The sequence below is a fragment of the Stenotrophomonas sp. YJH_SMC_53 genome (assembly GCF_059369995.1).
Genome location: NZ_JCAFTF010000001.1, coordinates 487,246 through 511,317, shown reverse-complemented (window position 1 = coordinate 511,317; position 24,072 = coordinate 487,246). Strand labels below are relative to the sequence as shown.

27 protein-coding genes, 1 tRNA gene and 1 other RNA gene are annotated in these 24,072 nt (G+C 67.4%); 21 read left to right on the top strand and 8 right to left on the bottom strand.

The annotated features are described in order from the left end of the window. Nucleotides 1-24 precede the first annotated feature (24 nt). Both AC5P7X_RS02330 and selD read left to right on the top strand, forming a co-directional pair. A tRNA-Sec gene (locus AC5P7X_RS02330) sits at nucleotides 25-120 on the top strand. 26 nt (nucleotides 121-146) lie between these two features. Next, nucleotides 147-1,226, top strand: a complete 1,080-nt coding sequence (selD, locus tag AC5P7X_RS02325) for a selenide, water dikinase SelD (RefSeq protein WP_053497458.1) — start codon at nucleotides 147-149, stop codon at nucleotides 1,224-1,226. Nucleotides 1,227-1,283: 57 nt separating this feature from the next. Here the strand turns inward: selD and AC5P7X_RS02320 are convergent, their stop codons facing one another. Next, on the bottom strand, nucleotides 1,284-2,144 hold the full coding sequence (locus AC5P7X_RS02320) for a YicC/YloC family endoribonuclease (protein ID WP_495214370.1): 861 nt from the start codon (nucleotides 2,142-2,144) through the stop codon (nucleotides 1,284-1,286). A gap of 124 nt (nucleotides 2,145-2,268) precedes the next feature. On the opposite strand from AC5P7X_RS02320, the gene rph reads away from it, so the two are divergent. The 7 genes from rph to pepQ all read left to right on the top strand — a co-directional run bounded on the left by rph (nucleotide 2,269) and on the right by pepQ (nucleotide 9,515). Further along, on the top strand, nucleotides 2,269-2,994 hold the full coding sequence (gene rph / locus AC5P7X_RS02315) for a ribonuclease PH (RefSeq protein ID WP_329842660.1): 726 nt from the start codon (nucleotides 2,269-2,271) through the stop codon (nucleotides 2,992-2,994). Next, a complete protein-coding gene (locus tag AC5P7X_RS02310) occupies nucleotides 2,991-3,380 on the top strand; it encodes a VOC family protein (protein WP_005418968.1) in 390 nt (129 codons plus the stop codon). The genes rph and AC5P7X_RS02310 overlap by 4 nt, the downstream gene beginning before the upstream one ends. Further along, nucleotides 3,377-3,973, top strand: coding sequence for an RdgB/HAM1 family non-canonical purine NTP pyrophosphatase (gene rdgB, locus AC5P7X_RS02305; protein WP_005418971.1), 597 nt, complete (start codon nucleotides 3,377-3,379; stop codon nucleotides 3,971-3,973). Before AC5P7X_RS02310 ends, rdgB begins: the two co-directional genes overlap by 4 nt. Before the next feature lie 56 nt (nucleotides 3,974-4,029). Continuing rightward, a complete protein-coding gene (gene hemW / locus AC5P7X_RS02300) occupies nucleotides 4,030-5,256 on the top strand; it encodes a radical SAM family heme chaperone HemW (RefSeq protein WP_495214369.1) in 1,227 nt (408 codons plus the stop codon). Between the two features lie 201 nt (nucleotides 5,257-5,457). Beyond that, complete coding sequence (locus tag AC5P7X_RS02295) at nucleotides 5,458-7,737, top strand: DUF1631 family protein (protein WP_206620357.1); 2,280 nt, start codon at nucleotides 5,458-5,460, stop codon at nucleotides 7,735-7,737. Further along, nucleotides 7,734-8,108, top strand: a complete 375-nt coding sequence (locus AC5P7X_RS02290) for a PilZ domain-containing protein (protein ID WP_005418979.1) — start codon at nucleotides 7,734-7,736, stop codon at nucleotides 8,106-8,108. The genes AC5P7X_RS02295 and AC5P7X_RS02290 overlap by 4 nt, the downstream gene beginning before the upstream one ends. Before the next feature lie 75 nt (nucleotides 8,109-8,183). Beyond that, nucleotides 8,184-9,515 (top strand): Xaa-Pro dipeptidase, encoded by a 1,332-nt coding sequence (gene pepQ / locus AC5P7X_RS02285; protein WP_053497464.1) that lies wholly within the window; start codon nucleotides 8,184-8,186, stop codon nucleotides 9,513-9,515. Between the two features lie 451 nt (nucleotides 9,516-9,966). On the opposite strand, the gene AC5P7X_RS02280 is transcribed toward pepQ, so the two are convergent. Together AC5P7X_RS02280 and AC5P7X_RS02275 are read right to left on the bottom strand one after the other, a co-directional pair. After that, nucleotides 9,967-11,289 carry an aminopeptidase P N-terminal domain-containing protein gene (locus AC5P7X_RS02280; protein ID WP_154582234.1) on the bottom strand — a complete coding sequence of 441 codons (1,323 nt, stop codon included), beginning with the start codon at nucleotides 11,287-11,289 and terminating at the stop codon, nucleotides 9,967-9,969. A gap of 5 nt (nucleotides 11,290-11,294) precedes the next feature. Continuing rightward, nucleotides 11,295-11,843, bottom strand: coding sequence for a UPF0149 family protein (locus AC5P7X_RS02275; RefSeq protein WP_005418994.1), 549 nt, complete (start codon nucleotides 11,841-11,843; stop codon nucleotides 11,295-11,297). A 154-nt stretch (nucleotides 11,844-11,997) separates the two neighbouring features. Here AC5P7X_RS02275 and AC5P7X_RS02270 point away from each other — a divergent pair, with 154 nt between their 5' ends. The 8 genes from AC5P7X_RS02270 to AC5P7X_RS02235 all read left to right on the top strand — a co-directional run bounded on the left by AC5P7X_RS02270 (nucleotide 11,998) and on the right by AC5P7X_RS02235 (nucleotide 16,123). Beyond that, nucleotides 11,998-12,219, top strand: a complete 222-nt coding sequence (locus AC5P7X_RS02270; RefSeq protein WP_005418996.1) for a TIGR02449 family protein — start codon at nucleotides 11,998-12,000, stop codon at nucleotides 12,217-12,219. Then, complete coding sequence (locus AC5P7X_RS02265) at nucleotides 12,216-12,512, top strand: cell division protein ZapA (RefSeq protein WP_005410899.1); 297 nt, start codon at nucleotides 12,216-12,218, stop codon at nucleotides 12,510-12,512. The genes AC5P7X_RS02270 and AC5P7X_RS02265 overlap by 4 nt, the downstream gene beginning before the upstream one ends. A gap of 152 nt (nucleotides 12,513-12,664) precedes the next feature. Further along, a non-coding RNA gene (ssrS, locus tag AC5P7X_RS02260) (6S RNA) lies at nucleotides 12,665-12,850 on the top strand. Between the two features lie 83 nt (nucleotides 12,851-12,933). After that, the gene (locus tag AC5P7X_RS02255; protein WP_032954483.1) at nucleotides 12,934-13,527 is read left to right on the top strand and encodes a 5-formyltetrahydrofolate cyclo-ligase; all 594 of its coding nucleotides are present in this window, start codon (nucleotides 12,934-12,936) and stop codon (nucleotides 13,525-13,527) included. Next, entirely contained in the window at nucleotides 13,524-14,003 is a 480-nt protein-coding gene (locus AC5P7X_RS02250) for an EVE domain-containing protein (RefSeq protein WP_005419001.1), read from the top strand. The genes AC5P7X_RS02255 and AC5P7X_RS02250 overlap by 4 nt, the downstream gene beginning before the upstream one ends. 23 nt (nucleotides 14,004-14,026) lie before the next feature. Continuing rightward, entirely contained in the window at nucleotides 14,027-14,674 is a 648-nt protein-coding gene (gene rpiA / locus AC5P7X_RS02245; RefSeq protein WP_005419003.1) for a ribose-5-phosphate isomerase RpiA, read from the top strand. Between the two features lie 21 nt (nucleotides 14,675-14,695). Further along, nucleotides 14,696-15,142 (top strand): DUF192 domain-containing protein, encoded by a 447-nt coding sequence (locus AC5P7X_RS02240; protein ID WP_495214368.1) that lies wholly within the window; start codon nucleotides 14,696-14,698, stop codon nucleotides 15,140-15,142. A 135-nt stretch (nucleotides 15,143-15,277) separates the two neighbouring features. Then, nucleotides 15,278-16,123 carry a SirB1 family protein gene (locus tag AC5P7X_RS02235; protein ID WP_005419007.1) on the top strand — a complete coding sequence of 282 codons (846 nt, stop codon included), beginning with the start codon at nucleotides 15,278-15,280 and terminating at the stop codon, nucleotides 16,121-16,123. A 37-nt stretch (nucleotides 16,124-16,160) separates the two neighbouring features. Here AC5P7X_RS02235 and AC5P7X_RS02230 read toward each other — a convergent pair whose 3' ends face one another. Then, nucleotides 16,161-16,388, bottom strand: coding sequence for a rubredoxin (locus tag AC5P7X_RS02230; RefSeq protein ID WP_080375060.1), 228 nt, complete (start codon nucleotides 16,386-16,388; stop codon nucleotides 16,161-16,163). Between the two features lie 34 nt (nucleotides 16,389-16,422). On the opposite strand from AC5P7X_RS02230, the gene thiE reads away from it, so the two are divergent. Beyond that, complete coding sequence (thiE, locus tag AC5P7X_RS02225; RefSeq protein ID WP_053497472.1) at nucleotides 16,423-17,049, top strand: thiamine phosphate synthase; 627 nt, start codon at nucleotides 16,423-16,425, stop codon at nucleotides 17,047-17,049. 16 nt (nucleotides 17,050-17,065) lie between these two features. Then, a complete protein-coding gene (hemL, locus tag AC5P7X_RS02220; RefSeq protein ID WP_346607709.1) occupies nucleotides 17,066-18,355 on the top strand; it encodes a glutamate-1-semialdehyde 2,1-aminomutase in 1,290 nt (429 codons plus the stop codon). A gap of 101 nt (nucleotides 18,356-18,456) precedes the next feature. Here hemL and azu read toward each other — a convergent pair whose 3' ends face one another. After that, nucleotides 18,457-18,906, bottom strand: coding sequence for an azurin (azu, locus tag AC5P7X_RS02215; RefSeq protein WP_005419015.1), 450 nt, complete (start codon nucleotides 18,904-18,906; stop codon nucleotides 18,457-18,459). Between the two features lie 123 nt (nucleotides 18,907-19,029). On the opposite strand from azu, the gene AC5P7X_RS02210 reads away from it, so the two are divergent. Then, on the top strand, nucleotides 19,030-19,632 hold the full coding sequence (locus tag AC5P7X_RS02210) for an HAD-IA family hydrolase (RefSeq protein ID WP_005419017.1): 603 nt from the start codon (nucleotides 19,030-19,032) through the stop codon (nucleotides 19,630-19,632). A 52-nt stretch (nucleotides 19,633-19,684) separates the two neighbouring features. Here the strand turns inward: AC5P7X_RS02210 and AC5P7X_RS02205 are convergent, their stop codons facing one another. Then, nucleotides 19,685-20,911, bottom strand: a complete 1,227-nt coding sequence (locus tag AC5P7X_RS02205; protein WP_053497478.1) for an acetylornithine transaminase — start codon at nucleotides 20,909-20,911, stop codon at nucleotides 19,685-19,687. 63 nt (nucleotides 20,912-20,974) lie between these two features. On the opposite strand from AC5P7X_RS02205, the gene AC5P7X_RS02200 reads away from it, so the two are divergent. Beyond that, complete coding sequence (locus AC5P7X_RS02200) at nucleotides 20,975-21,847, top strand: ion transporter (RefSeq protein ID WP_053497527.1); 873 nt, start codon at nucleotides 20,975-20,977, stop codon at nucleotides 21,845-21,847. 101 nt (nucleotides 21,848-21,948) lie between these two features. Here the strand turns inward: AC5P7X_RS02200 and AC5P7X_RS02195 are convergent, their stop codons facing one another. Then, nucleotides 21,949-22,890 (bottom strand): YiiG family protein, encoded by a 942-nt coding sequence (locus AC5P7X_RS02195; protein ID WP_346607707.1) that lies wholly within the window; start codon nucleotides 22,888-22,890, stop codon nucleotides 21,949-21,951. A gap of 160 nt (nucleotides 22,891-23,050) precedes the next feature. After that, entirely contained in the window at nucleotides 23,051-24,043 is a 993-nt protein-coding gene (locus AC5P7X_RS02190) for a YiiG family protein (protein WP_495214367.1), read from the bottom strand. Between the last annotated feature and the right edge of the window lie 29 nt (nucleotides 24,044-24,072).

The window sequence follows — 24,072 nt, the reverse complement described above, 5'->3', positions numbered from 1 at the left end:
GCCCACCGGTGCCGCCGTACTTTCGGAAGGCATGCGCATCCGGGCATGCGGCTGGGCTTCAAACCCAGTAGGGGGCGTCGATCGTTCCCTGGTAGGTTCGACTCCTGCTGCCTTCCGCCATTGGTGTTTCCGCAGGAGATGTCGGCATGGCCACGCACGCGCAGTCCCCCGCCCCTTCAACGGCCGATGCCCCGCAACGACTGACTTCGCTGGCACACGGCGGCGGCTGCGGCTGCAAGATCGCGCCGGGCGTGCTGTCCGAACTGCTGCGTGGCGTGCCAGCGCTTCCGGCACCGGCCGAACTGCTGGTCGGCCGCGAGACCAGCGACGACGCCGCGGTGTACCGCCTCGATGACCGCCAGGCAATCGTCGCCACCACCGATTTCTTCATGCCGATTGTCGACGACCCGTTCGACTTCGGCCGCATCGCCGCCACCAACGCGCTGTCGGACCTGTACGCGATGGGGGCACGACCATTGTTCGCGCTGGCCATCGTCGGCATGCCGATCAACACGCTGCCGCAGGAGACCATCCGCGGCATCCTGCAGGGCGGCGAGCGTGCCTGCGCCGATGCCGGCATCGTGGTCGCTGGAGGCCACAGCATCGATTCGGTGGAACCCATCTATGGCCTGGCCGCGATCGGCGTGCTCGACCCGCAGCGGCTCAGGCGCAATGCCGATGCCCGCGCCGGCGATGTGCTGGTGCTGGGCAAGCCGTTGGGCGTGGGCGTGTATTCGTCGGCGCTGAAGAAAGAAGTGCTGGACGCCGACGGCTACCAGCAGATGATCGCGTCGACCACCCGCCTGAACACCGTGGGCGTGGCCCTGGCCGCGCTGGACGGTGTGCACGCGATGACCGATGTCACCGGTTTCGGCCTGCTCGGCCACCTGCTGGAAGTGTGTCGCGCCAGTGGTGTCGCTGCGGAGGTGGACAGCGCACAGGTGCCGCTGCTGCCTCAGGCCCTGGAGCTGCTGCAGCGCGGCTGCTTGACCGGCGCGTCCAACCGCAACTGGGCCTCGTATGGTGCGGAGGTGCGTTTCGCCGATGGGTTGCCGGCACACTGGCAGCCGCTGCTGACCGACCCACAGACCAGCGGTGGGCTGCTGGTGTCCTGCGCCCCGGAAGCGGTGGACGCGGTGCTGGCCTGCTTCCACGACGCAGGGTTCGGCCAGGCAGCCGTCGTGGGGCGATTGAGCGCGGGCCTGCCGGGTGTCAGCGTCCGCTGAGACGCTGTAATGAGAAGGGCGCCCGAAGGCGCCCCTGCTGTAATGCTGGATGCAACATCACTCGATGTTCTGCACCTGTTCGCGGATCTGGTCGATCAGCACCTTCAGCTCCACCGCGGCATTGGACGTACGGCTGTCCACTGACTTCGAGCCCAGCGTATTGGCTTCGCGGTTGAACTCCTGCAGCAGGAAGTCCAGGCGGCGGCCGACCGGCTCGCGCTGCCTGAGCACGCGGCGGATCTCGACAATGTGGCTGCCGAGGCGATCCAGCTCCTCATCCACGTCCAGCTTCTGCAGCCACAGCACCAGTTCCTGCTCGGCGCGGCCGGGGTCGACCGGGTGCGGCAGGTCGGCCAGGCGTGCGGCCAGCTTGGCACGCTGGCCGTCGCGAATGGCCGGAATCAGCGTGCGGACTTCGGTGGCGATGCGTTCGATGCCGTCCACGCGCTCGCTGATGGCCGCCGACAACTTGCCGCCTTCGCGCTCGCGGGCCTCGACGAAGCCGTCCAGCACCTGGTCCAGCAGGGCCAGTGCCTCGACCTGCAGGGCCGCGGCATCGGTGGCCTCGCCACGGGTCACGCCCGGCAGCTGCAGCAGGTCGGTGAAGCTGACCTGCAGGTTGGGGAAATCGGAGGTCAGGCGGTGGGCCAGGCGGCCCAGCTGGCCCAGCAGGGCCTCGTCCACCTGCAGGTTGGCCGCCGCTTCCGGCGCGCGCAGGCGCACCACCAGATCCAGCTTGCCACGGCTCAGGCGTGCGGCGATGCGCTCGCGCAGCTGCGGCTCCAGCGCCCGCAGTTCCTCGGGCAGGCGGGTGCCGACCTCCAGGAAGCGGTGGTTGACCGAGCGCAGCTCGCAGCCCAGCGTGCCCCACGGGGTGACCCGCTCGCCGCCGGCATAGGCGGTCATGCTTCGAATCATGGAATGTGTCCGGTGCGTGCAAAGGGGGAATGGTACCCTAGCGCCCTCACCAGAGCCCCCTTGCCCGCACCGTGAAGGCCGCGGGCGTGGAGGCGTACTCCCTCGCCATTACGGAACCCGCACCATGTCCGATTCCCGCCCCAGCGGCCGCCAGCCCGACCAGCTCCGCCCGGTCGTCATTCAACGCGGCTTCACCCGCCACGCCGAAGGTTCGGTGCTGGTGTGCTTCGGTGAAACCCGCGTGCTGTGCACCGCCAGCGTCGAGAACCGCGTGCCGGGCTTCCTGCGCGGCAAGGGCGAAGGCTGGGTCACCGCCGAGTACGGCATGTTGCCGCGCGCCACCCATACCCGCAGTGATCGCGAAGCGGCCCGCGGCAAGCAGGGCGGCCGCACGCTGGAGATCCAGCGCCTGATCGGCCGCAGCCTGCGCGCGTGCGTGGACCGCAACGCGCTGGGCGAGCGCACCATCACCCTGGACTGCGACGTGCTGCAGGCCGATGGTGGCACCCGCACCGCCGCCATCACCGGCGCCTACGTGGCCCTGGTCGATGCGGTGAACGTGCTGATGAAGCGTGGCGACATCAAGCGCAACCCGATCCTGGGCGCGGTGGCCGCGGTGTCGGTGGGCGTGTACCGCAGCACCCCGGTGCTGGACCTGGACTACGCCGAAGACAGCGACTGCGACACCGACATGAACGTGGTGATGAACGACGGTGGTGGCTTCATCGAACTGCAGGGCACCGCCGAAGGCCACGCCTTCCGTCGCGATGAACTGGACGCGCTGCTGGGCCTGGCCGAAAAGGGCGTGGCCGAGCTGCTGGCCGCGCAGCAGGCGGCGCTGTCGGCATGAACCGGCGCCTTGCCCTGACCACCCTGGTGGTGGCCGACTATGACGAAGCCATTGCCTGGTACACCGGCAAGCTCGGCTTCGCACTGCTGGAGGACATCGACCAGGGCCACAAGCGCTGGGTGGTGGTCGGCCCGACCGACGGCAGCGCCGCCGCGCTGCTGCTGGCCCGTGCCAGCGACGAGGCGCAGCGCAGCCGCATCGGCAACCAGACCGGTGGCCGCGTCGCCTTCTTCCTCAACACCGACGACTTCCACCGCGACCACGCGGCGATGCTTGCCGCGGGAGTCGAGTTCCTGGAAGCGCCGCGCGAAGAACCCTATGCAACGGTCGCGGTATTCCGCGATCTGTATGGCAACACCTGGGACCTGCTGGAGCCCCGTCAATGAAGAAACTGGTACTGGCCAGCCACAACGCCGGCAAGCTGGTGGAGATGCAGGAGATCCTCGCCGACCTGCCGCTGCAGATCACCTCGGCCGCCGAACTGGGCCTGGGCGACGTGGAAGAGACCGGCCTGACCTTCGTCGAGAATGCGCTGCTGAAGGCACGCGCGGCCTGCGAAGCGACCGGCCTGCCGGCACTGGCCGATGATTCGGGCCTGATCGTCGACGCACTCGGCGGTGCGCCGGGCCTGTACAGCGCGCGCTATGCCGGTCACCCGACCAACGCCGCGGCCAACAACGCCAAGCTGCTGGACGCGATGGCCGACATTCCCGACGGCCAGCGCAGCGCCCGCTTCTATGCGGTGATCGTGCTGCTGCGCCACGCCACCGACCCGCAGCCGTTGATCTGCGAAGGCCGCTGGGAAGGCCAGATCATCCGCGAACTGCGCGGCACGAATGGTTTCGGCTACAACCCGGTGTTCCTGGACACCACCCACGGCCTGACCGCCGCGGAAATGGAGCCGGCACTGAAGAATGCCATCAGCCACCGTGCCATTGCCCTGCACCAGCTCAAGCAGCAGCTGGCGACGCTGTACTGACGCCACCCGATCGAACCAGGGAAGCCGGCCAGTGGCCGGCACTACCGAACAAGCCCATGCCGCACGACCACGACCACTGCAACCACCTGCCGGGCGAAGCCTGCTCCGCTGACCACGACAGCCCGCCGCGACTGGTGCCACCACCGCTGTCGCTGTACGTGCACCTGCCGTGGTGCGTGCGCAAATGCCCCTACTGCGATTTCAATTCGCACCAGGCCAAGGGCGAGCTGCCGTTCGACGCCTACATCGACGCGCTGCTGCGTGACCTGGACCAGGACCTGCCGCTGGTCTGGGGCCGGGTGGTGCACAGCGTGTTCTTCGGCGGCGGCACCCCCAGCCTGTTCCCGCCGGAAGCGATCGACCGTTTCCTGCAGCAGGCCAGCGCACGCCTGCGCTTCGCGCCCAATGCCGAAATCACCCTGGAAACCAACCCGGGCACCGCCGAACATGGCCGCTTCGACCGCTACCGCGCGGCCGGGGTGAATCGCCTCAGTTTCGGCATCCAGAGTTTCGACGATGCCATGCTCAAGCGTCTGGGCCGCATCCACGACAGTGGCGAAGCCGAGCGCGCGGTGAAGATGGCGCAGGACGCGGGCTACGACAACTTCAACATCGACCTGATGTACGCGCTGCCGGAACAGACCCTGGCCGGTGCCGAGGCCGATCTGGAACGCGCATTTGCACTGCAACCGGCCCATATCTCGCACTACCAGCTGACCCTGGAACCGAACACGGTGTTCTTCGCGCGGCCGCCGCAGGGCATTCCCGATGAAGACAACGCCTGGGACATGCAGGAGCACTGCCAGGCGCTGCTGGCGCAGGCCGGTTTCAACCAGTACGAAGTCAGCGCCTACGCACGCCCTGGCCGCCAGAGTGCGCACAACCTGAACTACTGGCGTTTCGGTGACTACCTGGGCATCGGTGCCGGCGCGCACGGCAAGATCAGCTCGGGTGCCGAAGAACACGTGCTGCGCCGCTGGAAGCTGAAGCATCCGCAGGCCTACCTGGACAGCGCGGGCACCCCGGCCTCGTTCGGTGGTGACGACGTGATCGCGCCGGAGCGGCTGCCGTTCGAGTACATGCTCAACCTGCTGCGCCTGCACGAAGGTTTCGGCCTGCGCGATTTCGAGTCGCGCACCGGGCTGCCGCGCAGCGTGCTGGACGCACCGCTGGCGGAGGCCGTCCAGCGCGGCTGGCTGGATGTGGCGGACGGCCACGTACAGCCAACCGAGCTGGGCCGCCGATTCACCAACGATGTGGTGAGCCTGTTCCTGGAGGAATAGACCTTCCGCCGTAGCGGGTAGTGCCGGCCGCTGGCCGGCACTCCGGTGGAGACAGCGCTGCCGGCCAGCGACCGGCACTACCGTTCATCCGTCGTCCCTCCCCAGCAGACGCGAGACACGTTCACCCTAAAGTAGCGCCGACTGCGGCCGACACGGTAGATTCACAAGATCGATCCGCGGGAATCCGGGTACCGCTCGCCGATGTCAGCTGTCTTTTCCATTACCTCTGCCGACAAAACCCGCCTGGCCGCCAGCGACCTGCCACCTCGGGTGCGTGAGCTGCTGGGCGCATTGATCGGCCTGTGCCGGCAAACGCTGGCCGCGCCGCTGATCCTGACCGTCGAAGCGTTGGAGCAGACGCTGCTGCACGACGCGGATCGCGCGCGCAATCCGCAGCTGCAGGCGGAGCTGATGGCCCAGCGCGGCCAGTTGCATGCCTTCTCCGGTCATTTCGCTGACCGCATGCTTGATGCCGTGGCCGATGCGCTGATACGGCTGCGCGAACCCACGGCCCACTTCAGCCCCGGTTCCACGCCGCCGCCGCTGCCCGGCATGCTCGGGCTGTCGCTGGTCGATGAACATGAAGTGGACCGCGACCTGCTGCTGACCGAGATGGTGCGGCGGGAGACGCTGCGTTCGACCAACACGCTGAACCTGCTGGGCCAACGCCTGGGCGTACTGGCGGCGGCACCGGCCTTCGAGGCCGACACCCTGCCGCTGGCACCACAGGCACTGTGCGCCATGCTGCGCCGGATTGCCGAACAGGATTCGCTCACTGTCGACGTTCAGCTGGCGCTGTACCGCAGCTTCGAACGCCAGGTGCTGGAACGCCTGGGCGACATCCTCGACCGTGCCAATGCCCTGTTGGCCCAGCACGGCGTGCTGCCCGGCCTGGTCTACACCCCCTATCTGGCGCGTTCATCGAGCACCCGGCGGATCATCACCCAGTCGGTGGGCGGTGGTCGCGCCACGCAGCCGGCAAAGCGTGCCGCCGCGCCACTGACCGGCTGGAACGGATCGGCACCGGCCGGCTCCTGGTCGAGCCTGGTGCAGGACGCTTTCCAGGATGACAGCACGGCCGGCGCGGCCTTGCCGGGCTTGACCACCTCCACGGGCAGCGCGCTGCATGCGCTGCTGCAGCAGGCACGCCATGCCAGCGCAGCACCTGCGGATCGCGATGCAGTGCCGAGCGCGGCCGTGGATGCGGTCCTCGCACGCCTGCAGGCGCAGTCCAGCGCCGCCACCGGCGTAGCCGACCTGCAGGCAGCCGTGGTGGCGCAACTGCGCAGCGAGCATGGCACGCAGGCCCAGCTGGGCAGCCACGACCGCGACAGCCTCGACCTGCTGCGCATGCTGATGCAGCAGGTGCAGCAGCAGCAGCGTCCGGACCCGGTGCCGGCCGCCCTGCTGGCGCGCCTGCAGGTGCCGCTGGCACGTGCGGCAATGGCCGACCCCGGCTTCTTCGTGCGCGACGAGCACCCCGCGCGCGAACTGCTCAACCAGATTGCCGAAGTCGGCGCCAACTGGCTGGGCGACGATGATGTCGACCCGCAGTTGCTGCAGCGCATGGCACAGAGCGTGCAGGGCCTGCTGGGCCAGGATGCGCGGGCGCCGGAAACCTTCGCCAGCGCGAACGAGGAAGTGCAGCAGCATCAGCGCGCCGCAGCGCATCGCGCCGAGCTGGCCGAGCGCCGCCATGTGGAAGCTGCACGCGGCAAGGAGCGGCTGGAGCTGGCCCGGCGCCAGGCCAGTGCACAGATCGACCAGTGCTGCGACGCGCAGGAGCCGCCCCGCTTCGTGCAGACCCTGCTGCGCCAGGCCTGGGCCGATGCCCTCACCCTGACCCGCCTGCGCCACGGCGACGATTCACCGCAGTGGCAGGAACGCCTGCAGCAGACCCAACGCATTGCCACCATCACCGCGCAGCCCGTTGATGCGCCCGGCGGCACCGATGCAACGCTTGCTGCCGAGGTCGAGGCCGCCCTGCTGCAGGTCGGCTACCACGCCGAGGAAGCCGCCGCCGTCGCACGCAGGCTGGCCACGCCTGGCGGCGAGGACGAGAGCACCTCGCGTACCGAACTCAGTGCCCGCCTGAAGGCGCGCGCGCGCCTGGGCGAGCACGCCGGTACGGCCGCCGGCACGACGCCCGCCACACCGCGCAGCAGTGCCGAGGAAGCCGCTTACCAGCAGCTGTCCTCCTTGCCATTCGGCAGCTGGTTCGACATCGATACCGGCGATGGCACACTGCGCCGCCAGCGCCTGTCCTGGTACAGCCTGCTGACCGGCCACGCCCTGCTGGTCAATCCGCGCGGGCAGAAGATCGCCGATACCGACCTGGATACGCTGGCCCGGCAGATCAGTGCCGGCCAGGCGCAGCTGGTCACTGAGGACAAGGCCCGGCTGGTTGACCGTGCCTGGGAGGCCAGCCTTGGCGCATTGCGTGCACTGGCGGCCGGCCATACGCAGGAGACTTCCGCATGATCACCCAACCGCCGCAGGATACCCGCCGCGCGCCGCGCCGCCAGGTCTCGGACCTGGTACCGGTCACCGACCAGATGCGCGAAAGCGTGGTGGGCCGGCTCGGCAATATCTCCGAAACCGGCATGCTGATGCTGGCCAGCGCACCGTTGCGCGAGGATGCGCTGTACCAGTTGCGCTTCCCCTTGCCGCTGGGCGATGGCCGCCACCAGGACATCGACGTGGGCGTGCACCTGCTGTGGAGCGAACCCGCACACGCCCCCGGACAGAGCTGGACCGGCTTCCGCTTCCTCACCCTGTCGCGCGAGCATCGGCAGCTGCTGCGCCAGTGGGTGGGCGAAGACAGCGACGAGGGGCCGGTTTCGACGGCCTGAGTGCCGGTTCCAGCACAGCGGTTTTTCCCGCTATGCGGCAGAATCTAGGGCCGTTTTCCGTGTCGAGCCACCGCAATGATCCAGCAAGACCCCGGCGCCCTGTATCCCGACCACCTGGCCGTGCTGTGCCGACGTGCCGAACAGGCGCTGGCCCGCGGCGGCTTCGACCACCTGGTGGTGCCCAGCGGCACTCTGCACTACCAGGTGTTCGATGATCGCGACTACCCGTACGCGGTCAATCCGCAGTTCAAGGCCTGGCTGCCGCTGACCCGCGTGCCCAACAGCTGGATCGTGTTCAGCCCCGGCAAGCGCCCGGCGGTGATCTTCCACCAGCCCTTCGACTACTGGCACGTGGTGCCGGATGCCCCCAGCGGCTGGTGGGTGGATCACTTCGACATCCACATCATCCGCAAGCCGGAAGACGCGCTGGCGCTGCTGCCGGCCGATCCATCGCGCTGCGCGATCCTCGGCGAGCCGCAGAGCGCGCTGGGCAACTACGTACCGAACAACCCGGCGCCGGTGGTGAATTACCTGGAATGGCACCGCGGCAGCAAGACACCGTATGAGATCGCACTGATGCGCCAGGCCCAGGTGCTGGGCGTGCGCGGCCACCGCGCTGCGGAAGCCGCATTCCGCAATGGCGCCGACGAGTTCAGCATCCACATGGCGTACTGCCAGGCAGTCGGCCAGGATGCCAATGAGCTGCCGTACGGCAACATCGTGGCGCTGAATGAACATGCCGCTGTGTTGCATTACACCGAGCTGGGCCGCAAGGCACCGCAGCCGCTGCGCAGCTTCCTGATCGATGCCGGCGCCAGTGCCCACGGCTACGCCAGCGACATCACCCGTACCTACGCCGCGCAGGGCCACGACGAGTTTGCGGCGATGATCGCCGCCGTCGACGCTGCCCAGCAGCGGATGTGCGCAGCGGTGCGCCCGGGCTTCGACTACAAGCAGCTGCACGTGGACGCACATCTTTCGCTGATGGGCGTACTGAAGGACTTCGGCGTGATCAAGGTCGCGCCGCAGACCGCGCTTGAGACCGGCGTCAGCGCCGCGTTCTTCCCGCATGGTATCGGCCACCTGATCGGCCTGCAGGTGCACGACGTGGCCGGATTCGCGGCCAGCGACGAAGGCGGCCGCATCGAGCGCCCGGCGGGCCACCCGTACCTGCGCCTGACCCGCGTGCTGGAACCGGGCATGGTGGTGACCATCGAACCGGGTCTGTACTTCATCGACATGCTGTTGAACGAAGTGAAGGACGCCGGCCACGGCGATGCGATCAACTGGGACCGCGTGGACTTCTTCCGTCCGTATGGCGGCATCCGCATCGAAGACGAAGTGCTGTGCACTGATGGCGAGGCGGACAACCTGACGCGGCCGGCGTTTGCGGCGGCGAACGGCTGAGCCCCTCGTGGTGTGACGCTCAAAGCAAAAGCTGCGCTTGGCGGGGCGGGTAGGCCATGCAGGGGACGCTGCAAGTACGTCCCTGTAAGCTCGATGGCGCCATCCATGGCGCCAACGCCCCTGCATCGCCTACCCGCCCCACCTTTGACAGTTTCCTGCGCGCGTCCAACCACGGAAAAGAAAAAAGAAAAGCAGAAGCGGGTCGCTCGCTGCGCTCGCTCTGTGTCGACCAAGGTCGACACCTACCAACAGCCGCGTGAACCTGTCGAAGGCGGGGCACTGCGGGTTTGCGGGGTGTGAGCGGCATGGATGCGGCGACCAAGCCTACAAGGACGTACTTGCGGCGGCCCCGCAAACCCACAGTACCCCGCCATCCCACGGAATGCCGCTGTTGCGGTTGCTGTTGCTGTGGCCTCTGCAGGTGCAGGGCTGCAAGCCCTGCCGAAACCCCCTACCCCGCCATCACCGCTTCGATCTCATCGGCGCTGCGCGCCAGGCCTTCGGTCAGCACGCGATGACCGTCATCGGTGATCAGCACATCGTCTTCAGTGCGGATGCCGATACCGCGCCAACGCGGTTCCACCGTCGTGTCATCCACGCCGATGTACAGCCCCGGCTCGATGGTGAACGCCATGCCAGGCTCCAGAAGGCGTGAATCACCGGCGAGGCGGTAATCGCCTACATCGTGCACGTCCAATCCGATCCAGTGGCCGGTCTTGTGGCGGTAGAAGCGCTGGTACAGGCCTTCGGACAGATTTTTTTCCAGCGTGCCCTTCAGCAGGCCCAGCCGCAGCAGGCCCTCGGTCAAGGTCTGCACTGCGGCCAGGTGGCCAGCCTCGTAGGGCACGCCCGGCTTGGCCTGGGCCAGCGCTGCGGCCTGCGCATCGCCGACCAGGTCGTGCAGTGCACGCTGCTCAGCGCTGAAGCGGCCGTTTACCGGGAAGGTGCGGGTGATGTCGCTGGCGTAGCCGCGGTACTCGGCACCTGCATCGATCAGCACCAACTCGCCATCGCGCGACCGCGCGTTGTTGTCTCGGTAATGCAGGATGCAGCCGTTGCGGCCGGCACCGACGATGCTGCAATACGCAGGCACCGCATCGCTGGCGCGGAACACGCGTTCCAGCTCGGCCTGCAGCTCGTACTCGTGGATGCCGGCCCTGGCGGCCTTCATCGCCGCCAGATGCGCACGCACGCTGATCTGTGCGGCGTGGTGCATCAGTGCCACTTCGGCGCCGGATTTGAACAGGCGCTGCTCGTGCAGCAGGTGGCCCAGCTCCAGGAACTCATGTGGCGGCTGCGCACCGTGGCGTACCTGCGAACGCACGCGGTTGACCCAGCCGATCAGCTTCAGATCGAAGTCGGCGTCGCGGCCGAAGTGGTAGTAGACGCGCGAGCGCCCTTCCAACAGGCCCGGCAGGATGTCGTCCAGATCATCGATCGGGTAGGCATCGTCCATGCCGTACTGCGCTACCGCGCCTTCCTGGCCGGCGCGGCTGCCGTCCCATGCCTCGCGCTCGGCATCGCGCTCGCGGCAGAACAGGATGGCCTCACCGTGGCGGCGGCCCGGAATCAGCACCAGCACCGCTTCCGGTTCCGGGAAGCCGGTCAGGTACTGGAAATCCGAATCCTGGCGGAACGGATAATGGGTATCGAGGCTGCGCACCTTCTCGGCTGCGGCCGGCAGTACCAGGATCGCATCCTCGCCAGCCATGTCCATCAGCTGGCGGCGGCGACGCTTGTATTCGCCGGCCGCGATGCCGGTGCGCTGCTTGATATCCATCAGTTCAGGCGCTGCCGATGGCGCGCGGCCAGCACCACGTCGCCGTGCAGCAGCAGCACCGCCACGCGGATGAATTCCTCGATCTCCGACAGGGCTTCGTCGTCGTCATCGCCGCCGGCCTCGAAATCCTCACTGGACGCACGCGCCAGGCTGGCCATGTCGGTCAGCGCTTCTTCGCCCTCTTCGGACAGGGCCGGGCGGCGGCCGCCGCTGCCCAGGCCGAAGCCGCCCAGGAACGAGCGGGTCCAGCTGAACATGGCATCGGCCTGCGCGGACACGTCGTCGCTGTCGGCGAGCAGCAGTTCGAAGGCGAAGTCGCGGTCTTCCAGCTGCTTGATGGTGGCCTGCAGCAGCTGCCCCAGCACGCTGTCGGCGGCCACCGGTGGCAGGGTGTCGTCGGCCAGCACGCGCGCCGGCCAATCGTTGCCGGGGGCGCCGCCGGCGGCCAGCCAGCCGCACAGCGCTCCGTGCAGCTCGGCAGCGGTAGCGCCCAGGCCCAGCGCCTGGCTGGCGCGGGTAACGTCGTCGACGGAGGGAAGTTCGGTCATCGTGCGGCTCGTTCGGAATAAGGAAACCCGGGGTGCGCACGCGCGCGCCCGTGAGACCCCGTAGTGTAGCAACCCTGCGGCATCCTCTCGTGGCCGTCCGGCCTTGCTGCGACAGCGCTTGACCGCCCTCACCCGGCTTGCCTATCGTGCCCGCATGGAACCCGCCGATCCCCTTGCCCAGCTGCAGGACTTTGCCGCCCGCGTGGACGCGTTGCTTGAGCGTAACCAGCGCCTGGCCGAGGAGAACCGCAGCCTGCGCCACCAGCAGGAACAGCTGGTGGCCGAGCGCTCGACGCTGCTGGCAAAGAACGAACAGGCGCGCTCGCGGGTGGAAGCGATGATCAGCCGGCTCAAATCCCTGGAGCAGCACACATGAGCGCCGAACCGGTCAGTGTCCGCATCCTCGATCGTGAATACACCGTGGGCGTCGGCGGCGACGAACGCGACAGCCTGATGGCTGCTGCGCGCCTGCTCGATGCGCGCATGCGCGAGATCCGCGGCAGCAACCGCATGGCCGCCGTCGACCGCGTCGCCGTGCTGGCCGCGCTGAACCTAGCCCACGAGCTGCAGCTGCTGCGCGACGAGAACGCCCGCCAGGCCGTGGCCCTGCAGCAGACGCTGGCCGACCTGAACCGGCGCCTGGACCGCGCCATCGACGGCACCCCATAGAAAAGGGGACGGAGGGAATTAAGGCGCATTCGCCCCTTCCGTGCTGGAAACGCCTTAATTCCCTCCGTCCCCTTTTCGCTTGTCTGAATTGGCACGGACTGTTGCCGACGAACGGCCTATCCAGATCCTGCGTGCTGGCTATAATGGCCACGCGTTCTCTGCGGTACTCGACGGCATGTGCAAACATTCGCCTTGTCCCTTAAGAACGACACCGGGAGCGCGACAGCGCCGGGAGTGCAGGTCCGCCTTGTAGCGGGAAGCCCGATGGTTCTCCAGCGTTCCCACTTGAGCCCCCGGGTTCAAGGTCGTTTCGCATGCATCGACATTGCGGAGAATGCAATATTCCAGCAAGGGCGGCGTCTTCGGGCGTCGCCCTTGTTCTTTCCGGCACAATGACGGCTGATCCTTGCCGCTCGCTGCCATGACCGACCCGCGCCAGGCCCTGCGCCACGACCTGCGGCAACGCCGCCGTGACCTTAACGCTGGTGAGCGCATCGCCGCCGCCGAATCGCTTGCCGATGCCCTGCTCGCCCTGCCGTTCGCCCCGCGCGAAGGCGCCGTGGCCGGCTACTGGGCGCTGGATGGCGAAATCGCCCTGCACCGCTGGCAGCTGCAGCTGCCCGAAGGACTCACCTACTGCCTGCCGGTGCTGGCCGGCGACGTGCTGCGCTTCGCACCATGGCGGCCCGGGCAGCCGCTGACCAGCAACCGCTATGGCATCCCCGAGCCGGACGTGGCCGTGGAAGACACCCTGGAACCGGAACGGATGGCGCTGGTCGTGACCCCATTGGTGGGTTTCGACGCACAGTGCCGCCGGCTGGGCATGGGGGGCGGCTGGTATGATCGCAGCTTCGCCTTCCGCCACGACCGGCCGGCGCCGCCCTGGCTGGTCGGTGCTGCGTTCGCGGTGCAGCAGGTCGAGTCCTTGCCGGTGGCGTCGTGGGACGTGCCGGTGGATGCGATCTGCACCGAAGACGGCACCCTGTTCCCCTCCGCTGCCCCCGTGAACGCATGACCGCCCGCAAGCGCTACTGGCTGATGAAGTCCGAACCGGACGCCTTCTCCATCGATGACCTGGCAAAGGTCAAGGTCGAACCCTGGAACGGGGTGCGCAACTACCAGGCGCGCAATTTCATGCGCGATGGCATGCAGGTGGGCGACGGCATCCTGTTCTACCACTCCAACACCAAGGTGCCCGGCATCGTCGGCCTGGCCACCGTCGCCAGCCCAGCCTACCCGGACGACACCCAGTTCGACCCGAAATCCGATTACCACGACCCCAAGAGCACGCGCGAAAACCCGCGCTGGATGCTGGTGGACGTGGCCTTCGACCGCAAGCTCAAGCAGGTGATCGCGCTGGACGAGATCAAGCTGCACGCTGACGAGCTCGGCGAGGGCTTCCCGCTGGTTGCCAAGGGCAATCGCCTGTCGGTGTTCCCGGTGACCGCCGCGCAGTGGAAGCTGCTGCTGTCGCTGGAAAAGAAATCCTGATTCCCCGCCTGAGAGTTCTTCCCATGTCCGAAGCCAAGCGCCTGGCCGCCGAGAAAGCCATCGAGTACGTCGAAGACGGCATGATCGTCGGTGTCGGCACCGGTTCCACCGTGGCCTATTTCATCGATGCCCTGGCCCGCATCCAGCACCGCATCAAGGGAGCCGTGTCCAGCTCCGAGCAGAGCACCGCACGCCTGAAGCAGCACGGCATCGAGGTGATCGAGCTGAACCACAGTGGCAACCTGTCGCTGTACGTCGATGGCGCCGACGAGTGCGACCCGAACAAGTGCCTGATCAAGGGCGGCGGCGCCGCACTGACCCGCGAGAAGATCATTGCCGAGGCCAGCGAGCGCTTCATCTGCATCGTCGACCCGAGCAAGCAGGTGCCGGTGCTGGGCAAGTTCCCGCTGCCGGTGGAAGTGATCCCGATGGCGCGCAGCCTGGTCGCCCGCCAGATCCGCGACATGACCGGCGGCCAGCCGACCTGGCGCGAGGGCGTGGTCACCGACAACGGCAACCAGATCCTGGACATCCACAACCTGCAGATCACCGATCCGGAAAAGCTGGAGCGCGAGCTCAACCAGTTGCCGGGCGTGGTCTGCGTCGGCCTGTTCGCGCGCCGTCGCGCCGATGTGGTGATCGTCGGTGGCGAGCCGCCGGTCGTGCTCTGACCCTTCCCAAGGATCCTGACGATGTCGCTGTTGCGTTCGCTGCTGATGCTTCCGCTGCTGGCCCTGGCCGGCTGCGCCACCGACGCGGCCCGCCATTGGGTCGAGCTGGACGGCGCCCGCTACCAGGTCGAGCTGGCCACCAACGATGAAGCCCGCGCGCGCGGGCTGATGTTCCGCGACCAGATGGCGGCCGACCACGGCATGCTGTTCATCCACGACCGCGAGGAAATGCAGGCGTACTGGATGAAGAACACCAAGATCGCGCTGGACATCCTTTACTTCGACAGCCAGCGCAAGCTGGTCAGCCAGCAGCGCGACGTACCGCCGTGCTCGGCCGGCGACATGTGCCCGCCCTATCCCAGCGGCGGCCCGGCGCGTTATGTGCTGGAACTCAACGCCGGCCAGGCCGAGAAGCTGCAGCTCAAGGACGGCACGGAGCTGAAATTCGGTCCGGGCATCGAAAAATAACGGTGGTGCCGGCCGCTGGCCGGCAATCCAACCCGACCGGGGTCAGATCCCTTTCGCAAGCGAAAGGGATCTGACCCCGAAACTTTTCACGCGACACCGCTTGAAACCGCCTGCGAATGACGCCAGTCTGTGGCCATGCAGGACCGGATCACACTCCCCGACTGGGATGCCTTGGCCGACCTCGAAGACGAGGCGCTGCCACTGTTGCCGACCGCGCTGCTGATCGCGCGCGATGAATACCCCGATCTGCAGCCGTCCACCTACGACGCGCTGATCCAGAGCCATGTCGAGCACCTCCGCTCGGAAGTGGAGAGCATCGACAACAGCCCGCTGAAGATGGCGGCGATCAACCGCCACCTGTTCGACGAGCTGGGCTACAGCGGCGACCACGACGAGTACTACGACCCGCGCAACAGCTACCTCAACCAGGTATTCGAGCGCCGCCTGGGCAACCCGATCTCGCTGGCGCTGGTGCAGATGGAAGTCGCGCGCCGGCTGGGTATTCCGCTCGATGGCGTGTCCTTCCCCGGCCACTTCCTGGTGCGCCTGCCGGTGGACGACGGCGTGCTGGTGATGGACCCGTTCAACGGCGGCCGGCCGCTGGACGTGGACGAACTGCGCGAGCGGGCCAAGTCACACCTGGGCGGGCAGATGCCCGACGACCAGGTGCTGGCGCAGATCCTCGACCCGGCACCCGCGCGCGCGATCCTGATGCGCATGCTGCGCAACCTGCACGGCGTGTATGCCGAAGCCGGCGAGTGGGACCGCGCCGCGCGCAGTGCCGACCGCCTGCTGAAGCTGGCCCCGGAGCAGGACGATGCGCTGCGCGACCGCGGCCTGGCCTACCTGCAGCTGGAGTACCTGGCCGGTGCCCGCCACGATCTGGGCCAGTACCTGAAGCGCAACCCGGAAGCCAGCGACGCGCAGTGGCTGCGCGAGAAGCTGATCGACCTCGGCGGGCCGATGCCGCGGCTGCATTGAGGGAGTCGGTGTGTGGACCGACAGTCCACGCCTACCTTCATCCATCGACCTCGACCATCTCGAAATCGGCCTTGGTCACCCCGCAATCCGGGCAGGTCCAGGTCTCGGGAATGTCCTCCCAGCGCGTCCCTGGCGCGATGCCTTCCTCCGGCAAGCCTTCTGCTTCGCTGTACAGGAAGCCGCAGACCACGCACATCCAGGTGCGCAAGGTGGTGGGGGTGGCATCGCTCATCGGATAATCAGGACTGGATTCACGGGCCGCCATTGTCCCATCGCGGTCCACTCACCGGTAGCCATCGATGACTTCTGCTTCCCCGGCGCCCCGCGGCGTCTACCTGATCACCCCGGACGAGCCCGATACCGCACGCCTGCTGGCCCGTACCGCGCCGCTGCTGGCCGCGGGCGCCACCTGGCTGCAGTACCGCAACAAGACCGCAAGCGACGCGCTGCGGCGGGAGCAGGCCACCGCGCTGCAGGCACTGTGCGCAGACCACGGCGTACCGCTGATCGTCAACGACGACCCGGCGCTGGCCAAGGCCGTGGGCGCAGCGGGCGTGCACCTGGGCGGCACCGACGGCGACATCCCCAGCGCGCGCGCCCTGCTCGGCCCCGAGGCCATCATCGGCGCCTCCTGCTATGACCAGCTGGCCAATGCCGAGAGGGCCGTGGCCGCCGGCGCCAGCTACGTGGCCTTCGGCGCGTTCTTCCCGACCACCACCAAGATCACCACCAGCCGCGCCCATACCGACCTGCTGCGGCAAAGCGCCGCACTGGGCGTGCCGCGGGTGGCGATCGGTGGCCTGACGCCGGACAATGTCGGTCCCATCATCGACGCCGGCGCCGATCTGGTCGCCGTGGTCAGCAGCGTGTTCGCCGCCGAAGACCCGGTCGCGACCCAGCGCGCCTACCTCGCCCAGTTCGCGTAATGCCCAGGAAAGCCCCATGAACCACGACCAGTCCCACGCCCTGTTCTCCCGCGCCCAGCAGCTGTTGCCGGGCGGCGTCAATTCGCCGGTGCGCGCGTTCAAGTCGGTCGGCGGCGAGCCGTTCTTCGTTGAACGCGCCGACGGTGCCTACCTGTACGACGTCGATGGCAACCGCTACATCGACTACGTCGGCTCCTGGGGCCCGATGATCGTCGGCCACAACCATCCGGCGGTACGCCAGGCGGTGAAGAAGGCAATCGACAACGGCCTGTCGTTCGGCGCGCCATGCGCGGCCGAAGTCACCATGGCCGAGACCATCACCCGCCTGGTGCCGTCGTGCGAGATGGTGCGCATGGTCAACTCCGGCACCGAGGCCACCCTGTCGGCGATCCGGCTGGCGCGTGGCGCCACCGGCCGCAACCGCATCGTCAAGTTCGAAGGCTGCTACCACGGCCACGGCGACTCGTTCCTGGTCAAGGCCGGCAGCGGCATGTTGACCCTGGGCGTGCCGACCTCGCCGGGCGTCCCTGCCGGGCTGAGCGAACTGACCCTGACCCTGCCCTACAACGACTTCGAAGCGGCCACTGCGCTGTTCGAGCAGCAGGGCGATGACATCGCCGGCCTGATCATCGAACCGGTGGTCGGCAACGCCAACTGCATCCCGCCGCGCGAGGGCTACCTGCAGCACCTGCGCGAACTGTGCACGAAACACGGCGCGCTGCTGATCTTCGACGAAGTGATGACCGGCTTCCGCGTTGCCCTCGGCGGTGCGCAGGGGCACTACGGCATCACCCCGGACCTGACCACCTTCGGCAAGATCATCGGCGGCGGCATGCCGGTGGGCGCCTACGGCGGTCGCCGCGAGCTCATGCAGCAGATCGCCCCGGCCGGCCCGATCTACCAGGCCGGCACGCTGAGCGGCAACCCGGTGGCGATGGCCGCTGGCCTGGCGATGCTGGAGCTGATCCAGCAGCCGGGCTTCCACGCCGACCTGGCCGAGCGCACCGCACGCCTGTGCGCCGGCCTGGAAGCGGCCGCCGCCGAAGCCGGCGTGGCCGTGACCACCACGCACGTGGGCGCGATGTTCGGCCTGTTCTTCACCAGCGAGCAGGTGGAGACCTATGTGCAGGCCACTGCCTGTGACATCCCGGCGTTCAACCGCTTCTTCCACGCGATGCTGGACCAGGGCGTGTTCCTGGCGCCGTCGGCGTACGAGGCCGGTTTCCTGTCCAGCGCGCACGACGATGCCGTGATCGAGGCCACCCTCGCCGCCGCACGCGTAGCATTCAAGGCCGCCAAGGGCTGAGACACCCTCTGGTAGGTGCCAACCTTGGTTGGCACAAAAAGGGGACGGAGGGGATTAAGTCGTTTATGCACAAACGACTTGATCCCCTCCGTCCCCTTTTTTCAACCGAAGACGAACTTGCCCTTCATCATCGCGAAGTGACCGGGGAACGAGCAGAAGAAGGTGTAGTCACCGCCCTTCTGCAGGCCCTGGGTGGAAAAGCGCACGCGCGTGGTCTCGCCACCACCAATTACTTTGGTGTGCGCCAGCACGCGCTTGTCAGCCTTCGGCAGGTAGCTGTCGGCCAGGGTCATGCGCATGCCTGCCAGTGCCACCGGCTGGTAATCGGCAGTGCGGGTCAGCACCCAGTTATGGCCCATCGCGGTAGCGGCCAGCTTGCCGGTGTGGCGCAGGGTCAGGTCCACGGCAGTGCAGTCGGCGGCAAGCTTGATCTCGCGAGTGCTGAAGCTCATCTGGTCGGTGCTGTCGATGCTCACTGCACACACCCGCGCCATCGCCGACGGCGCCAGCATCAGCGCGCCCAGTCCCACTGCCACCCACCAAGCCTTCATCGTTGCCTCTCCTGCGGATTCAAGCGCCATTCTAGGCAGGCCACTGCGGCCGCGTCTGCGACCGTCTGTCGCATGGCTGCTCCAGGGTTTCCCGAGTGTTCACTGCAATGGCATGCTCGGCCGATGCGGATCGATCTGTTGCTGCTGGATGTGGATGGCGTGCTGGTGCAGTACCAGCGCGCGCAGCGCGTGCTGCACCTGGCGCAGGTACTGGACGTTACCCCTGCCGCAGTGCAGGCGGCGCTGTTCGACAGCGGACTGGAAGCGGCGCATGACAACGGCACGCTGCAGGGTCCGGCCTATCTGGCGCGGCTGGGGGAGTGCCTGGGCAGGACCGTCGATGTACCCAGCTGGATCGCCGCACGCCAGGCGGCCAGCCATCCGCAGCACGCGGTGCTGCAGCGGCTGCAGGTCCTGCAGCTGCCACTGGCGGTACTGACCAACAATGGCGCGCTGATGGTGCAGGCGCTGCCCATCCTGCTGCCGGAACTGTTCCCTGCGCTGCAGGGACGCGTGTTCTGCAGCGCCGATTTCGGCCTGCGCAAACCCGCACCGGAGGTCTTCCTGCGCACGCTTGAGGCCCTCGGCGTGGCGCCTTCGCGCACGCTGTTCGTCGATGACCTGTTCGCCAATGTGCGCGGCGCACGCGCCGCCGGCCTGCACGCGGAAACCGTGCGCGATGGCCGAGGGCTGGGCAAGGTGTTGAAGCGTTACGCGGTGGGCTGATCGGGGTCAGAGCCCTCTCCGCAGAGAGGGCTCCGACCCCAGCGCCGGGGCTTCAGCGCGCGGCAATGAACGCAGCAATCGCTGCGCGCAGGCGCTTGAGCCCTTCGGCCACTTCTTCGTCGGTGATGTTCAGCGACGGCACGAAGCGCAACACGTCCGGACCGGCCTGCAGGGTCAGCAGGCCGTGCTCGGCGGCATGGTCGAGGATCGCCCCGGCCTGGCCGGCAAAGTCCTTGCCCAGCACCGCGCCCAGCATCAGGCCGCGGCCACGCACGTCGCTGAACACACCGAACTCGTCGTTGATGCGGGCAAAGCCATCGCGCAGCGCCTTCGACTGGCGGCTGACATTGGCGGCGATCTCCGCCGAGGCCAGCTTGCGCAGTGCCACGCGGGCCACCGCAGCGGCCAGCGGGTTGCCGCCGAAGGTGGTGCCGTGCGCGCCGAACTGCATGGTCTCGGCCACCTTCGGGCCGGCCAGCATCGCGCCGATCGGGAAGCCGCCACCGAGTGCCTTGGCCAGGGTGACCATGTCCGGCACCACATCATCCTGCCAGTGCGCGAACAGCGTGCCGGTACGGCCCATGCCGGCCTGGATCTCGTCCAGCACCAGCAGTGCGTTGTGCTGGTCGCACAGCTCGCGCACGCGCTTGAGGAAACCGGACTTGGCCGGCATCACGCCGCCCTCGCCCTGGATCGGCTCCAGCATCACCGCCGCCACGTCGCCGGCGGCCATCGCGGTTTCCAGCTGCACCTCATCGTTGAAATCGATGTAGCGGAAGCCGCCAGGCAGCGGCTCGTAGCCTTCCTGGTACTTCGGCTGGGCGGTAGCGGTCACCGCGCCCATCGTGCGGCCGTGGAAGCTGCCACGGAAAGTGATGATCACCCGCTTGTCGGCGGGACGGCCCTGGCTGGAGGCCCACTTGCGGACCATCTTGATCGCCACTTCGTTGGCTTCGGCGCCGGAGTTGCACAGGAACACGCGCTCGGCAAAGCGGCTGGCCTTCACCAGTTCCTCGGCCAGGTGCAGCGGCGGCGCGCTGTAGAACACATTGCTGGTGTGCCAGAGCTTGCCGGCCTGCTCGACCAGCGCCGCCACCAGGTCCGGATCGTTGTGGCCCAGGCCACACACCGCGATACCCGCAGCCAGGTCGATGAACTCACGCCCCTGGCTGTCCCACACGCGGGCGCCCTGGCCTCGCTCCAGTACCACCTGGCGGGGCTTGTAGACCGGCAGGTAATAGTGCGAAAGGGAGATCAGCGGATCGGTCGCGGCGGTCATGGCAGTCGGCAGGATTCAGGAATGCCCATTCTCGCGCCGGAACCCCTGCGGCACAATGCGCCCATGCGACCGTTTTCCGCCCCCCAGCTGAACCCCGCCACCGAGACCGGCTGGCGCCGTCGGTGGTTCGACATCATCTACCGCCATGACTCGCGGCCCTCGCGCAACTTCGACCTGATCCTGGTGGTGGCGATCGTCGCCAGCATCCTGGTGGTGATGATCGACAGCGTGCAGCACCTGCATGCCGAGTGGTCCACCGGCCTGTACATCCTGGAATGGGGCTTCACCATCATCTTCACCGCCGAGTACCTGCTGCGGCTGGCGGTGGTCAAGCGCCCGCTGCGCTACGCGGTAAGCATCTGGGGCATCATCGACCTGCTGTCGATCCTGCCCGCCTACCTCTCGATGTTCATCCCCGGCGCGCAGAGCCTGCTGGTGGTGCGTGCGCTGCGCATCCTGCGCGTGTTCCGCATCCTCAAGCTGACCCGCTACATCGAGGAAAGCGGCGTCCTGATGACGTCGCTGTGGCGCAGCCGGCGCAAGGTGCTGGTGTTCCTGTTCACGGTGATCACCATCACCATCATCGCCGGGGCGCTGATGTACGTGATCGAGGGCCCCGAACACGGCTTCACCAATATCCCGGCCAGCATGTACTGGGCGGTGGTGACCATGGCCACGGTCGGCTTCGGCGACATCGTGCCGCAGACCGTGCTTGGCCGCTTCGTCACCTCGGTGCTGATCCTGATCGGCTACAGCATCATCGCCGTGCCGACCGGCATCTACACCGCCGAACTGGCCAGCACCATGCGCGAAGCCGAACTGGCCGCGCGCCGCGATGCCCGCGGCTGCCCGCATTGCGGGCTGGAGGGGCATGAACCCGATGCGCGGCACTGCCGCAAGTGTGGCGGCCCGCTGCCGGATGCGTTCAGCCATTGAGGCACATGCCGGCCAACGCCCGGCACTACCGGACCAACAGGGTGCGCGCCGGGCATGGGCCGGCGCTACCGTGGGCAGATCCACGCCCTGGTGGATCGCCCTCAACGCATCCGGTTGCTGGTGGTTACCAGGTCGTTGTAGGCATCCAGAATCGTCGACTGTGCGCCTTCAGGGTCGGTTGTGAGCCAGCTGCCCGACGCCTTGCGCTCGGCGGCCAGCGCATCGGCGGTGATCGGCTTGCCCTGTTCCAGGCGCTCGAGTCCGCGCCCGGCGGTACGCACCAGCTTGTCGGCCGAGCGCTGCACATGGCCCCACATCGGGTCGTCCTTGCCGACACCACCGTTCTGGATTTCCGTCACCAGCGCCTGATAGTCGGCCAGTTGGCCGCGCAACACCGCAACGTCCGGTGCCTCGCCCTGGAACGCCATCGCCAGCTGCTTGCCATCGCCGACAAGGCGCAGGTGGTAGTACGCCAGCGAGCGGCCTTCGCTTTCCTCGATCTGCTTCAGCTGGGCGGCGCGGCGATCGTTCTCGTTCTTTTCCAGCGCCGCATCCATCGCCTCGCTGGCCTTGAAGAAATCAGCATAGGCCTGCATCAGCGGGGCATGCTGGCTGCGCATCCCTTCACCACCATCGCGACGATAGTCCTCGCGGGTGAAATAGCCATCGGCGCGCTCGATCAGGGTGTTCAGCGCCAGGAACGCCTGCTGGTACTGCCGCGCGGGCGCATCCAGCGACGTCGCCGGGGTCTTTGCCAGCGCCTCGCTCAACGGCTGGCCGCAGTACTCGACCCGGTGCGACAACACCTTGCCAGGTGAGCGCGGCTGCGCTTCCTTGCCGGTTGGACCGGCTTCGGGATCCTTCATCCAACCGGTGTAGGTCTGGAAACCCTCGTGGATGGGCTGTTCGACGCCGTTGTAGCACTCGATATAGGCGTTCACCTTTTCCAACCCGGGATCGGCGACAGCCAGCCCGGCCGGGTTGTTGCAGCCGGCCAGCGCGCAGAGCAGGAGAACAGGAATCAGGCGTGTGGATGCGTTCAAATCAGTTCCTTGCACAATTGAAAACTGCAGGCATCGTCATGCATGGCGCGAGCGCGTGCTCCAGCACCTCGGCAAGGTGCTGGTATTCGGGGCTGCAGGGTGTGTCATGCCGCAATCTACCTGCTCAATCGCGACAAAAATGAAGCGTTGAGCTTCCCGCTTACTGGCGGTTGCTCTGGAAAACCAGCGAGTTGTATTCCTGCATCAGCTTGCTGGCCGAGCCGCGTGGCGCCATCGAGGGCGAATCCAGCATGCGCCGTTCGAAATCGCTGTAGGGCGTCTTGCTGCTGACCCGCTGCAGCCGCTCCTTGCCTTCCCGACGGAAGTTCTCGGCTTCGCGCTCGAAGCTGTTCCAGTCCAGCTTGCCCGGCTCCTGATCGGCCACCTTGGCATGCGCCTCGTCGGAAATACGGTTGAAGGCGTCGAGTCGTTCACGCGCTTTGGCCGGATCAAAGTCGTCCTCGCTCATCAGCTCCACGATCGCTTTGGCTTCCAGCATCATCGCCAGACGGTAGTACTCGCGCGTTCGCCCCTCGGCCTGTTCCAATACCTTGAGCTGCTCGCGCTGGGCAGCGTCTTTCTGGCGCTCCAGCTCGGCGTTGAACGTTGCGCTGGCAGCCAGGAAGTCCTTGAATGCGGCCATCAAGGGCGCGTGCAGTTGCTTGCCCTTGGCAAACTGGTCGTCTTCGTAGTCCTGGCGATCGTAGTAGTCGTGCGCCTCCTTGCTGATCGGCACCAGCGCCTTCAGCGCCTGCTGATAATGGCTGGCAGCAGCATCGAGTTCGGCCAGCGCCGGCTTGGCAGCCATCGCCTCGGTCACCGGGCCATCGCACTGCTTCATGTCGTAATCGCTGATCTCGAACGGGCCGTACACCTGTGTCTCGCGCCCGGTCGGGCCGGCCTCGACGTCCTTGATCCAGCGCGTATAGGACTGGAGGCTGTCGTGCGTCTTCGAATCAAGCGCGTTGAAGCAGCCGATGTAGGCGTTGAGCTTCGCAGTCAACTGCTGCTGTGCGTCGGACGGCACCGTGTTGGCCTCCGGCTTGCCCGAGGCGCCGGCGTCGCCAGCGGTTGCAGGAGCCTTGCCACCGCAGGCGGCCAGTACAAGCGACAGCGAAGCGGCCAGCGCCGCGACGGAAAGCGTACGTGACATGTGTTCACATCCCTGTTGAAAACGGTTAC

Bases quoted from the DNA above. Each gene is read 5' to 3' on its own strand.
- AC5P7X_RS02310 (WP_005418968.1), top strand. From the start codon at position 2,991: ATGAACCGGCGCCTTGCCCTGACCACCCTGGTGGTGGCCGACTATGAC.
- hemW (WP_495214369.1), top strand. From the start codon at position 4,030: ATGCCGCACGACCACGACCACTGCAACCACCTGCCGGGCGAAGCCTGC.
- rdgB (WP_005418971.1), top strand. From the start codon at position 3,377: ATGAAGAAACTGGTACTGGCCAGCCACAACGCCGGCAAGCTGGTGGAG.
- AC5P7X_RS02240 (WP_495214368.1), top strand. From the start codon at position 14,696: ATGTCGCTGTTGCGTTCGCTGCTGATGCTTCCGCTGCTGGCCCTGGCC.
- thiE (WP_053497472.1), top strand. From the start codon at position 16,423: ATGACTTCTGCTTCCCCGGCGCCCCGCGGCGTCTACCTGATCACCCCG.
- AC5P7X_RS02255 (WP_032954483.1), top strand. From the start codon at position 12,934: ATGACCGACCCGCGCCAGGCCCTGCGCCACGACCTGCGGCAACGCCGC.
- AC5P7X_RS02190 (WP_495214367.1), bottom strand. From the start codon at position 24,043: ATGTCACGTACGCTTTCCGTCGCGGCGCTGGCCGCTTCGCTGTCGCTT.
- AC5P7X_RS02235 (WP_005419007.1), top strand. From the start codon at position 15,278: ATGCAGGACCGGATCACACTCCCCGACTGGGATGCCTTGGCCGACCTC.
- AC5P7X_RS02200 (WP_053497527.1), top strand. From the start codon at position 20,975: ATGCGACCGTTTTCCGCCCCCCAGCTGAACCCCGCCACCGAGACCGGC.
- selD (WP_053497458.1), top strand. From the start codon at position 147: ATGGCCACGCACGCGCAGTCCCCCGCCCCTTCAACGGCCGATGCCCCG.
- rpiA (WP_005419003.1), top strand. From the start codon at position 14,027: ATGTCCGAAGCCAAGCGCCTGGCCGCCGAGAAAGCCATCGAGTACGTC.
- AC5P7X_RS02230 (WP_080375060.1), bottom strand. From the start codon at position 16,388: ATGGCGGCCCGTGAATCCAGTCCTGATTATCCGATGAGCGATGCCACC.
- AC5P7X_RS02275 (WP_005418994.1), bottom strand. From the start codon at position 11,843: ATGACCGAACTTCCCTCCGTCGACGACGTTACCCGCGCCAGCCAGGCG.
- AC5P7X_RS02320 (WP_495214370.1), bottom strand. From the start codon at position 2,144: ATGATTCGAAGCATGACCGCCTATGCCGGCGGCGAGCGGGTCACCCCG.
- AC5P7X_RS02250 (WP_005419001.1), top strand. From the start codon at position 13,524: ATGACCGCCCGCAAGCGCTACTGGCTGATGAAGTCCGAACCGGACGCC.
- AC5P7X_RS02290 (WP_005418979.1), top strand. From the start codon at position 7,734: ATGATCACCCAACCGCCGCAGGATACCCGCCGCGCGCCGCGCCGCCAG.
- hemL (WP_346607709.1), top strand. From the start codon at position 17,066: ATGAACCACGACCAGTCCCACGCCCTGTTCTCCCGCGCCCAGCAGCTG.
- AC5P7X_RS02270 (WP_005418996.1), top strand. From the start codon at position 11,998: ATGGAACCCGCCGATCCCCTTGCCCAGCTGCAGGACTTTGCCGCCCGC.
- pepQ (WP_053497464.1), top strand. From the start codon at position 8,184: ATGATCCAGCAAGACCCCGGCGCCCTGTATCCCGACCACCTGGCCGTG.
- rph (WP_329842660.1), top strand. From the start codon at position 2,269: ATGTCCGATTCCCGCCCCAGCGGCCGCCAGCCCGACCAGCTCCGCCCG.
- AC5P7X_RS02295 (WP_206620357.1), top strand. From the start codon at position 5,458: ATGTCAGCTGTCTTTTCCATTACCTCTGCCGACAAAACCCGCCTGGCC.
- AC5P7X_RS02205 (WP_053497478.1), bottom strand. From the start codon at position 20,911: ATGACCGCCGCGACCGATCCGCTGATCTCCCTTTCGCACTATTACCTG.
- azu (WP_005419015.1), bottom strand. From the start codon at position 18,906: ATGAAGGCTTGGTGGGTGGCAGTGGGACTGGGCGCGCTGATGCTGGCG.
- AC5P7X_RS02210 (WP_005419017.1), top strand. From the start codon at position 19,030: ATGCGGATCGATCTGTTGCTGCTGGATGTGGATGGCGTGCTGGTGCAG.
- AC5P7X_RS02265 (WP_005410899.1), top strand. From the start codon at position 12,216: ATGAGCGCCGAACCGGTCAGTGTCCGCATCCTCGATCGTGAATACACC.